The 10,041-nt window shown below is 67.0% G+C and carries 8 protein-coding genes; 6 read left to right on the plus strand and 2 right to left on the minus strand.

The features are described 5' to 3' along the window. Positions 1 to 908: 908 nt before the first annotated feature. From CH339_RS23080 to CH339_RS23100, 5 genes are all read left to right on the plus strand, one after another. A complete protein-coding gene (locus tag CH339_RS23080) occupies positions 909 to 4,241 on the plus strand; it encodes a helicase-related protein (protein WP_111436768.1) in 3,333 nt (1,110 codons plus the stop codon). Positions 4,242 to 4,248: 7 nt separating this feature from the next. Then, on the plus strand, positions 4,249 to 4,677 hold the full coding sequence (locus tag CH339_RS23085; RefSeq protein WP_111436774.1) for an RNA-binding S4 domain-containing protein: 429 nt from the start codon (positions 4,249 to 4,251) through the stop codon (positions 4,675 to 4,677). A 135-nt stretch (positions 4,678 to 4,812) separates the two neighbouring features. Next, on the plus strand, positions 4,813 to 5,151 hold the full coding sequence (fdxA, locus tag CH339_RS23090) for a ferredoxin FdxA (protein WP_111436769.1): 339 nt from the start codon (positions 4,813 to 4,815) through the stop codon (positions 5,149 to 5,151). A 483-nt stretch (positions 5,152 to 5,634) separates the two neighbouring features. Continuing rightward, positions 5,635 to 6,210 carry a CarD family transcriptional regulator gene (locus tag CH339_RS23095; protein WP_111436770.1) on the plus strand — a complete coding sequence of 192 codons (576 nt, stop codon included), beginning with the start codon at positions 5,635 to 5,637 and terminating at the stop codon, positions 6,208 to 6,210. A gap of 253 nt (positions 6,211 to 6,463) precedes the next feature. Continuing rightward, positions 6,464 to 7,333: an RNA polymerase factor sigma-32 gene (locus tag CH339_RS23100; RefSeq protein ID WP_111436771.1), complete on the plus strand. Its 870-nt coding sequence runs from the start codon at positions 6,464 to 6,466 to the stop codon at positions 7,331 to 7,333. Between the two features lie 83 nt (positions 7,334 to 7,416). Here CH339_RS23100 and CH339_RS23105 read toward each other — a convergent pair whose 3' ends face one another. Continuing rightward, on the minus strand, positions 7,417 to 8,883 hold the full coding sequence (locus CH339_RS23105; RefSeq protein ID WP_111436772.1) for a M48 family metalloprotease: 1,467 nt from the start codon (positions 8,881 to 8,883) through the stop codon (positions 7,417 to 7,419). Between the two features lie 10 nt (positions 8,884 to 8,893). Beyond that, entirely contained in the window at positions 8,894 to 9,733 is an 840-nt protein-coding gene (locus CH339_RS23110) for a thermonuclease family protein (protein WP_111436773.1), read from the minus strand. On the opposite strand from CH339_RS23110, the gene CH339_RS25025 reads away from it, so the two are divergent. Continuing rightward, the coding region (locus CH339_RS25025) for a hypothetical protein (protein ID WP_210207392.1) at positions 9,709 to 10,041 on the plus strand (333 nt) is incomplete at its 3' end. The genes CH339_RS23110 and CH339_RS25025 overlap by 25 nt on opposite strands.

Genomic DNA, 10,041 nt, shown 5'->3' on the forward strand with positions numbered 1-10,041 from the left:
ACGCCGCTCTCCTCCTCGTCCTTTGAAGCCTGCCCCCCGGCTCCGGCCCGCGCTTGGGCGGCCCTTTCGGCGCGCATTTCCTCTACCCGCCCCTATTTTCGCACACGAATAGGTTGAAATCCGCGGCGCGCCGCGGCGAACGTGCAAACTCCCGGGAATTCCCGTATCGACACGAAAAGGTTAACGGCGACAAACCCCTCGCCGACCCCGGCCGCAGCCGCCGATCCACATCTTGTGGGTCCAGGGAAACGCGCACCGGATATCGCCGGGAACGAAACCGAAACCGGCCAGGGAAAATGATTCGTGCCGGCTCCGTTCCCCTCCCGGTCCAGGCGTTAACGACTTTTCGACAGATCGAACGGCTGCCGCAACCCTTTGTTCACCATGAATCTTTTTCCTGGAGCGGTATTCTGTTCCGTATCGGCACAGGAGGGTTAACGGCAACGACGGCGAGCGCCGGGCGCCGTCGGGCGCCGTTCCCAGATGTTGCGCCCGATCCTTCGCCGGCTACAAGATGGGACGGGGCCGAAACGGGAACACCGGGCCGGAACCGATTCGTCCATGCTGCGTTCCGCCCCTGATCTCTTCGTTAACCGGTTGCCGACGCAAGCCCTTGCCACCGTTAGCAATTCGGTAAACCGCACGGCTGCTTGACAGCCACAGCCGGGAAAAGCGGAACGAATCCTGAATCTGTGCGAGTCACCGATTCGCCCCCCTTTTGTTCAAGACTCGTTCCGGTTGCGCGACAGATGCGCCGGAAAGCATGAGAGAGACAGACCGACCCGGAATGTGCTAGGGCGTAACAGCGGGCTGGACGCTTTTACCGCTTCTGCCGGCAGGCGGCCGGAAGTCGCATTGGCCAAGCGCTCCCTTGAAAACCTGAGACCGAGCGGAATACGAACATCCGGATGACTTTGAAAAGTGACGCGGCGCCGCTGCCGCGGTCGGTTCGGGCCCGCACCGTCACGGCCGTTCTCGGCCCGACCAATACCGGCAAGACCCACCTCGCCATCGAACGGATGATCGGCCACGCCTCCGGCGTGATCGGCCTGCCGCTGCGCCTGCTCGCCCGCGAGGTCTATGGGCGCATCTGCACCCGGGTCGGCGAGGATGCCGTCGCGCTGATCACCGGCGAGGAAAAGATCGTCCCGCCGCAGCCGCGCTACTATGTCTGCACCGTCGAGGCGATGCCGCGCGAGACCGACGCCGATTTCGTCGCCATCGACGAGGTCCAGCTCGCCGCCGATTTCGAGCGCGGCCGCGTCTTCACCGACCGCATCCTCAATCTGCGCGGCCAGAGCGAGACCCTGCTGCTCGGCGCCGCCACCGTCCGCGGCCTGCTGGAACGGCTGCTGCCGGGCCTCAACGTCATCACCCGGCCGCGCATGTCGGTGCTTGCCTATGCCGGCGCCAAGAAGATCACGCGGCTGCCGGCCCGCTCCGCCGTCGTCGCCTTTTCCTCCGACGAGGTCTACGGCATTGCCGAACTGATCCGCCGCCAGCGCGGCGGCGCCGCCGTCGTCCTCGGTGCGCTATCACCGCGCACCCGCAACGCCCAGGTCGCCCTCTTCCAGTCCGGCGAGGTGGAGTTCCTGGTCGCCACCGACGCCATCGGCATGGGCCTCAACCTCGACGTCGACCACGTGGCGTTTGCCGCCAACCGCAAGTTCGACGGCTACCAGTACCGCCCGCTGACCCCGGCCGAGCTCGGCCAGATCGCCGGCCGCGCCGGCCGCCACACCCGCGACGGCACCTTCGGCGTCACCGGCCGCGTCGACCCGTTCGACGACGACCTGGTGGAATCGCTGGAGAACCACGCCTTCCTGCCGATGCGCACCCTGCAATGGCGCAATTCCGCGCTGGATTTCGCCAGCGTCGACGCGCTGCGCGCCTCGCTCGACGTGACGCCGCGCGAGGAGGGCCTGACCCGCGCCCCGCCCGGCACCGATCTCATTTCGCTGGAATATGCCCTGCGCGACGACGACACCGCGACAATGGCCGCCGACGAGCGCCGGGTCCGGCTGCTCTGGGACGTCTGCCAGGTGCCCGACTACCGCAAGATCGCGCCTGCCAACCACGCCGAGCTGATCACCACCCTTTACGGCTATCTCGCCCGCGAGGGACGGGTCGGCGACGACTGGTTTGCCGGCCAGGTCGCCTTTGCCGATCGCATGGACGGCGACATCGATGCATTGTCCAATCGCATCGCGCATATTAGGACATGGACCTATGTCGCCAACCGTCCGGGCTGGCTGCGCGATCCGGTGCATTGGCAGGAACGCACCCGAGACATCGAGGACCGTTTGTCCGATGCCCTGCATGAAAAACTCACCCAGCGTTTCGTCGACCGGCGAACCAGCGTGTTAATGAGGCGACTCCGGGAAAAGGCCATGCTCGAAGCTGAGATCAACCAGACCGGCGACGTGACTGTCGAGGGACAGCATGTCGGTCTTCTTCACGGGTTCCGGTTCACCCCGGACCCGAATGCCAACGGCTCGGAGATGAAGGCGCTGAGGGCCGCCGCCCAGCAGGCCCTGGCGAGCGAGATCGTCGCCCGCGCCGAGCGGCTGGAAAAGGCGCCGAACGAGGACATCGTGCTGACCGACGAGGGGGCGTTGCGCTGGCGCGGCGAACTGGTCGGCAAGCTCGCCGCCTCCGACGACCTGTTGAAGCCCCAGGTCGTGGTGCTGGCCGACGAGCAGCTCACCGGCGCCCACCGGGACATGGTCCAGAAGCGCCTCGACCTGTTCGCGGGCCATACCATCGAGACCCTTTTGAAGCCGCTGATCGACCTGCGCGACGCCGCCGACATCACCGGCCTGTCGCGCGGCATCGCGTTCCGGCTGGTGGAGAACCTCGGCACCGTCGAGCGCCCGGAAGTGGCAGAAGACGTGCGCCAGCTCGACCAGGAGGCGCGCGCGGTCCTGCGCCGCTACGGCGTGCGCTTCGGCGCCTACCACATCTACCTGCCCGCCCTCTTAAAGCCGGCGCCGAGCCGGCTCATCGTCCAGCTCTGGGCGCTGAAGAATGCCGACGACGACACGCCGGGCCTTGTCGAACTGCCGCAGCTTTCCGCCTCGGGCCGCACCTCCGTGCCGGTCGACAAGGAAATCCCGGCGACCATCTACCGCCTCGTCGGCTTCAAGCCCTGCGGCGAGCGCGCCGTGCGCATCGACATCCTGGAAAGACTGGCAGACTTGACCCGCCCGCTGATCGGCTGGCGCCCGAACCCGGCCGCCGGCGAGCCGCCGGAGGGTGCGATCCCGGAAGGCGGCGGCTTCACCGTTACGGTCGCCATGACCTCGCTGCTCGGCTGTTCCGGCGAGGACTTCGCCTCGATCCTGACGGCGCTCGGCTATCGCCGCGAACGCCGGAAGGTCGAGCCCCAGGCGCCGAAGGAGCCCGCCGAGCAGGCAGAGGCGAGCGATGCACCGGCCGAGGAGGCCGCCGCGGCCGAAACGCCGGCCGACACCACGGCCGCCGCGGCTGAAGCAATCCCAGACGCCGCGCCTGAAGAGACAGAGACCGAAAGCGCTGAAGCGCCTGCCGAGGAGACCACCGAGGTCCCCGAGGAACCCGCTCCCGCCGGGGAGACCGCCGGCGGGGCGACGGTCGCCGACGAAGCAACAGCCGAAGAAGCCGAACCGGCCGCGTCCGCTCCGGCCGAGGCAGCGCCCGAGACCACAGCCGCCGATGCCGCGGTCTCGCCCGCCACCCCGGCGCAACAGGCTGCCGAGGCGGCAGACGCCGCGACGCCAACGCCTGAACCCGCACCTGCGGAAGCAACCGCCGAAGAAAGCGCCTCCTCCGAAGCGGTTGCCGAAGCGGCGCCCGCCGCCGAGGAACCGCAAATCGTCGAGATCTGGCGCCCGAGCCGCGGCAACCGCCATGGCAAGGGCAAGCCCGGTCGCCATCGCGGCAAGCGCGGCGAGCCGAGCGAGCGGCCGGAGGCCGGCGGCGAACGCCAGCGCGGAGACAAGCCGGAAGGCGCCGGCGACGGCAAGGGTGCCCGGAACCGCAACCGCCACGACAAGGGAAAGCCCGGCGGTGGCCAGAGCGGCGGCCAGAATCGGGGCGGCCAGAACCGGGGCGGTCCGAATCGCGGCGGCCCAGGTCGCGGCGATGGCGGCCCGTCGAAGCCGCGCGAGCGGCGGCCCGAAAAGCAGCCGGATCCGGATTCGCCCTTTGCCGCCCTCGCCGCCCTGAAAAAGGACCTGGAGAAGCAGAACGACAAGGGCTGACCGGATGATGGCGGCGGATGCGGGACCCGAAGCCACCGGCGGTGTCGATACCGGCACCGCGCGGCTCAGGATCGACAAGTGGCTGTGGTTCGCCCGCGTGGTGAAGACCCGCACCCTTGCCCAGAAGCTCGCCGTCTCCGGCCGCGTCCGCAAGAACCGGGAAAAGATCTCCAGCGCCAGCGCGACCGTAAAGCCCGGCGACGTCCTCACCATCACCCTGGAGCGCCAGGTCAAGGTGCTGCGCATTCTCGGCCTCGGCGAGCGCCGCGGCCCGGCCCCGGAAGCACAAAAACTCTATGAGGACCTCAGCCCGCCGGTGATCAAGCGATCGCGCGAGGAACGGCCCCTGCCGCCGGGCCAGCGCGAGCATGGAGCCGGCCGCCCGACCAAGCGCGAACGGCGCCGCATCGACGCCTTCCGCCACGGCGAGGAATGATCCAGAACCCGTTGAAAAAAATCACCCTGCCTGCGGCGCGGCGCCGCTTGCACTTGGCCTCCGATCGGGCTAGTCAGACCAGCGAAGCATGCCCAAAGGTGCATATCGAACGCCGAATATCTGGAGACCGACGCAATGACCTATGTCGTCATAGATAACTGCATAAAATGCAAATACACCGATTGCGTCGAGGTCTGCCCCGTGGACTGTTTCTACGAGGGCGAGAACATGCTGGTGATCCATCCGGACGAATGCATCGACTGCGGCGTCTGCGAGCCGGAATGCCCGGCCGAGGCGATCAAGCCCGACACCGAGCCGGACCTTGAGAAGTGGGTCACGCTGAACGCGGAATATGCCGAGAAGTGGCCGAACCTGACGGCCAAGAAGGACGCCATGCCGGAGGCCGAGAAGTTCGACGGCATGGAGGGCAAGCTCGACAAATATTTCTCGCCGGAAGCCGGCGAAGGCGACTGATCGCGCGGCCAACGGCGCCGCCGGCCCGCTCCTGGAGCGGGCGTAAACGATACCGGACGCATTCGACTCAATTTCGCCGACCGAGCGTCCTCAAGGTTTAACCGAGCTGTCACAAGGGCTTTGTGGCAGCGCGGAATCCCTTGAATTTTCCTTAATTTGTGCTATCTTCAATACACAGTCGGAATTCGGCTGCCTTTCTCCCCCTCCAGAAGGAGGTTTTTTTTGGCCGTTGCTTCAAGGGAGCGACAATGACGATGTCGTGTCTGCTGCAACCGACCAGACTTGGAAGGCAGGTCTTTTTCCCCTTTCGACTGATCAATCGGCGCTAGGGTTCCAGGTGCCGCGCGGGCTTTTCGGCCCGGGCGACGAACACCGGGTTCCGCTCCCCGAAGCGCCGCAATAGCTGCGCGGCCCATGCGGCGGCCGCAGCAGCCCGAAGTCGGCAAAATCGCCGCCGACCAACGCGCAGGAGTTACCAAGCGTATGGCATCCACCGCCAAGAAGAACATGCAGCGTCAGGGTTTCAAGACCAACGAGTACATTGTCTATCCCGCTCACGGCGTCGGCCAGATCACGGCCATCGAGGAGCAGGAAGTTGCCGGCATGTCGCTGGAGCTGTTCGTGATCAATTTCGAAAAAGACAAGATGACGTTGCGGGTGCCGATCACCAAGGTTTCCAATGTCGGCATGCGCAAGCTGGCAGACGCCAAGCAGGTCGACAAGGCCCTTGAGACCGTCCGCGGCCGCGCCCGCGTGAAGCGCACCATGTGGAGCCGCCGCGCCCAGGAATACGAGGCCAAGATCAATTCCGGCGACCTCATCGCCATCGCCGAGGTGGTCCGCGACCTCTATCGCTCCGACACCCAGCCCGAGCAGTCCTATTCGGAACGCCAGCTCTACGAGGCCGCCCTCGACCGCATGGCCCGCGAGATTTCCGCCGTCAACCGGATCTCCGAGACCGAGGCCATCCGCGAGATCGAGCAGAACCTTGCCAAGGGCCCCAAGCGCGGCCGCAAGGGCGAGGAAGACGGCGAGGACGAGCAGGAAGAGGCCGCCTGACGGACACGCGCCTGACGGACACGCGATTGCCGGCACGCCCGGCAGAGTATCTCGAAAAAATATATGCGGGGGCCGGGAACCAAACCGGCCCCCGTTTTTTTCATCTTTATGGACTCATGCGTCCGTGCTATACGGGAAAGCGCATGCGTGATTATACGTATGCGTGATCCGACGGACGCATTTCTACGTAAGATCATATGGTCGCGGCCTCCCACGCGACGTGATCCGGCACCGGCGGATAGGAGATTGATCGATGCGAAAGCCAGTTAGCCCACGGCGTCAGTTCGTCAAGGCGGCTATGGCCGCCCCCTATCTCACCAAGGAAGAGGAACAGTCCCTCGCCGTGCGCTGGCGCGACGACAAGGACCAGCAAGCCCTCCACAAGCTGACCTCGGCCCATATGCGCCTGGTCATTGCCCTTGCCGCCAAGTTCCGCCATTTCGGCCTATCGATGAACGACCTGATCCAGGAGGGCCATGTCGGCCTTCTGGAAGCGGCCGCCCGGTTCGAGCCGGAACGGGATGTGCGCTTTTCCACCTACGCCACCTGGTGGATCCGCGCCTCGATCCAGGACCATGTGCTGCGCAACTGGTCGATCGTGCGCGGCGGCACCTCCTCGGCCCAGAAGGCGCTGTTCTTCAACCTGCGCCGCCTGCGCGCCAAGATCGCCGTCAACGGCCAGTCCCAGCCCGATTCCAACGCCTATGACGAGATCGCCCTGGCGGTCGGCGTCTCGCGCAAGGACGTCGAGCTGATGGATTCGCGCCTTTCCGGCCCGGACATGTCGCTCAACGCGCCGGTCATCGAATCCGACGGCAACAGCGCCGACCGCCAGGATTTCCTGGTTAGCGACGGCCCGTTGCCCGACGAGACGGTCGGCTCGGAAATCGACAAGGAGCGTCGCTCCCAGTGGCTCGGCTCGGCCCTGACCGTCCTCAGCGAGCGCGAGTTGAAGATCGTCAGGGAGCGCCGCCTCACCGAAGAGGGCGCGACGCTGGAGAGCCTCGGCGCCAAGCTCGGCATCTCCAAGGAGCGCGTGCGCCAGATCGAGGCCCGTGCGCTCGAAAAGCTGCGCGCCGCGCTCTTGCAGGAAAACGCCGACCCGGCCGCCTTCGTCGGCTGACCCATTTCCCTCCGCCATTTGTCGACGAAAACGAAAAACGCGCCGGAAACGGCGCGTTTTTTAATGTCCGATGAGGCCGCAGCCTATTCGGCGATGATCTTGACCAGCATGCCGGGCTGCAGCTCGCTGTCGTCGTCGAGCCCGTTCAGCACCTTGAAGAGCTCCGCCCGCCGGTCGGGCGCGATGCCGGCCATGCGCGCCGCCATCCGGTCGATGCTGTCGCCCTGCCGCGCCGTGACGATACGCACGCGCAAGGGGCGCAGCTCGGCCCGCTCCCGCCCCGACAGCATGCGGAAGCTGGAGATGGTGGTGCGGAAGGCAAGATCGAAGGACTGGGTCGGCTCGCGGGTCGCGAAGATGAAACGGTAGGTGGCGCCGTTCGCCCTCAGCGCCGCGATGCGGAACGACCAGCCCTCGGCGACGGCCGACGCGGTGGCGGCCGGCTGGCCGGCGATCTCGGTGTCGCGCACGCTTTCCGAAATCAGTCCGTTGATCCAGCCGGAGCGCAGATAGTCGGCGAGCGACATGGACGCCGGAACGTTGGTGCCGTCGAAGCGCAGCGCCGTACCGCTGCCGTTGGAGGCAAGCACCGCCTCCTTGCTGTTTTCCAGCGTGAAATCGCCCGGCACGGTGAAGGCGATGCCGAGCCCGGCATGCAGGAACGAGCGGCCGCGGACGAAGCCCTCGCGCGGATCGTCGCCATAGAGCATGCCGTTGAGGCTGTTGAGATAGGCGTCGCGCCCGCGCTCGCCGAAGCCCGGCGCGTTGATCGCGCGGGCCGCGTTGCGCGCCTTTACGATGCGCTCCGGCGTCGTCGGGTGTGAGGACAGGAAGTCGGGCTGGTCGCCGGCACCGCGGGCCGAGACGACGTTGGAGAACTCCGCCATCGCCTTCAGGAAGCGCGAGGCCGCATAGGGGTCGTAGCCGGCCTTGGAGAGCGTCTTGACGCCGACGGCGTCCGCTTCCAGCTCCTGGATCTGCGAGAACCGGGCAAACGAGAGCTTGGCCGAGGCGAGCGCCTCCTTCTGGCGCTCCGGATCGTCGACCACATTGGCGACGACACGGCTGACGACCGCGGTTGCCTCGGCCCGCTTCAGCCGTGCGATCGCATGGTGCGCGGTGACGTGGGCCATCTCGTGCGAGATGACGGCGGCAAGCTCGGCGGAATCGTTGGCGAGCGCCAGGAGGCCGCGGGTGACGTACAGATAGCCGCCCGGCAGCGCGAAGGCGTTGACCACCGGCGAGTTGAGGATGGTGATGCGGTAGGACTGCGCCGGATTGTCGGAGGCGGCGACCAGCCGGCCGACCATGCGCGCGATCGCCCGCTCCGCGCCGCGGTCCTCATAGACCCCGCCATAGGCGGCGACGACACGCGGATGCTCGCGCGCGCCGATCGTCGATTCGCCCGTCGGCGGGCCCGGCGTGTCGATCACCGGATCGGAAATCGTGACGCCGCGCGAGAACAACTGGCAACCTGCCGTCGCCACGACGAGCGTCAGCACGGCGCCAAGGCGCAGCAGCTTCTGCCAGGTCGTTCCGCCGGTTGTCATTCCCACGTCCTTAACTGCCCGACGCGGGATCGAGTCGTTCGATTCCGTCCGGAGAATTCACACGAATAAGCGCTCCGCCGCGCGATTCCAACCAGCCACGCACGCGAATACGGGCACCCGAAAGCGATTTCCGGTCCGCTGTTGCCGATCCCCCGCGCCCCGATGAATATAGGAGGACGGTGAAGTCTTTTCTCCAGTCGTCGCCGAAATTGAGGAAGGTGAGGCGTCGCCCGGCCCCCACGGACCGTATCCGGCCCTCCACCACCATGTAACGGCCGGCGCGCCGGCGCAGTTCCCCGTCTCCCGCCCGCGCGAAGTACGCCGACGGGGCCGCCCAGACGCCGCGTCCGGCCGCCCGTGCCGATGCTTCAAGGGAAAGGAGCCGTTCGCGGCACGCCCGGCCGCCCTCCGGCGCGACGATGAGGTGACCGGCGCCAACGAGCGCGCCGCCGATCCACGCACCGTCCGGCCCGTAAAGCCGGGCGGCAAGCCGGCCATGCCGGTCCGGCGTATCGGCGATGTCCGCGAGCCGCACGGCGCGATCGGTGACGAGATCGAGAAGCGCCTGCCGCGCGGCCGCGCCCTGCGGCCAGGGCAATCCCGGCGCAAGGTCGAGCGGCGCCAGCGGCGGCATGAGACCGGCAAGGCGCACGGTGCGCCCGTCCGACAGCCGAACGGTCGCGCCGTCCAGGACGTCGACAACGGCAGCGTCTTTCGACAGCGGCGGCGCTTCGGGGCAGTCCGCATCGGCCGCAAGGCCGGCGCCGGCAAGGACGGGCAGAAGCAGCGCGGCAAGCGCCGACGCTCCCCCGCGCCCCGTCAGCCATGTCCGGCGTGCTGCCGCCTTCATTTCCGCAAACGCCCCGTATTGCCCCATGGTCGTATGGCCGCAACGCCCCCGCGCTGCATGCCGGATGTTCCATATCGCCGCCTGATAGAGGAAAACTCAAGCAGCAAAGCGGCGGGACGGCGGCAGCATCGTGGCAACGTATCCGCGTAATACCGCTCGCCGCCACGGATTTCTGCCGGCCGCAGCACGGAAAAACGACGCTCCGGGGCGCCAGGGGGATTTCGCATTGGTGCAAAACGATCTATCGAACGGCAGTTCTGGAATGGGAGTTTGAGACGATGACGGATCTCGCACGGGTGGTCGAAGCG

The organism is Rhodobium orientis (genome assembly GCF_003258835.1).
GTDB classification, from domain to species: Bacteria; Pseudomonadota; Alphaproteobacteria; order Rhizobiales; family Rhodobiaceae; genus Rhodobium; species Rhodobium orientis.

Coding starts and splice junctions, on each gene's coding strand:
- CH339_RS23080 (WP_111436768.1), top strand. CDS start 909: ATGACTTTGAAAAGTGACGCGGCGCCGCTGCCGCGGTCGGTTCGGGCC.
- CH339_RS23085 (WP_111436774.1), top strand. CDS start 4,249: ATGGCGGCGGATGCGGGACCCGAAGCCACCGGCGGTGTCGATACCGGC.
- fdxA (WP_111436769.1), top strand. CDS start 4,813: ATGACCTATGTCGTCATAGATAACTGCATAAAATGCAAATACACCGAT.
- CH339_RS23095 (WP_111436770.1), top strand. CDS start 5,635: ATGGCATCCACCGCCAAGAAGAACATGCAGCGTCAGGGTTTCAAGACC.
- CH339_RS23100 (WP_111436771.1), top strand. CDS start 6,464: ATGCGAAAGCCAGTTAGCCCACGGCGTCAGTTCGTCAAGGCGGCTATG.
- CH339_RS23105 (WP_111436772.1), bottom strand. CDS start 8,883: ATGACAACCGGCGGAACGACCTGGCAGAAGCTGCTGCGCCTTGGCGCC.
- CH339_RS23110 (WP_111436773.1), bottom strand. CDS start 9,733: ATGAAGGCGGCAGCACGCCGGACATGGCTGACGGGGCGCGGGGGAGCG.